The organism is Bradyrhizobium sp. 154 (genome assembly GCF_023073875.1).
Classification (GTDB): Bacteria; Pseudomonadota; Alphaproteobacteria; order Rhizobiales; family Xanthobacteraceae; genus Bradyrhizobium.
Genome location: NZ_JADPKG010000064.1, coordinates 1 through 550, shown reverse-complemented (window position 1 = coordinate 550; position 550 = coordinate 1). Strand labels below are relative to the sequence as shown.

Here is a 550-nt window from a genome sequence, read left to right as displayed (position 1 = left end):
TCTGGCCGTTGTTGAGCGTGACCGTGGTGCTCCAGCTGCCGTTGCTCTGCACGATGGCGGTGCCGATCGCGGTGGTGCCGTCCAGGATGGTGACGGTGGCGCCGGCATCGGCGACGCCGACCGTGCCGGTGATGGTCTGGCTGGCCTGGTTGACCGGTCCGCCCGCGCTGGTGATCGCGACCGCGGGTGCCGTCGTGTCCAGGGTGAAGCTCAGCGATGCGCTGCCGGTGTTGCCGAAGGTGTCGGTCTGGCTCGCCACGATGGTGTGCGGACCGTCGGCCAGCGTGCTCGGCGTAAACGACCAGGCGCCTTGCGCATCGGCGGTTGCCGTGGTGGTGCTGAGAACGCCATCGATCGTCAGATGCACCACCGTGTTGGCGAGGCCGGTGCCACTCAGCGCCGGGTTGGCGGTGACGTGATCGGTGACTGAAGTGCCGGTGTCGGAGGCCAAGGCCTCGGTCACCGTCGGGCCGGTGGTGCTGAGCGTATAGACCACTGCGCCGCTGGTCGCGGTATTGCCGGCCGCATCGCTCACCCGCGCGGTCAGCGA

General features: G+C 69.1%; 1 protein-coding gene. It reads right to left on the bottom strand.

The annotated features are described in order from the left end of the window. On the bottom strand, nucleotides 1–550 hold a 550-nt coding region (locus IVA92_RS17005; RefSeq protein ID WP_247534269.1), incomplete at both ends, for an Ig-like domain-containing protein.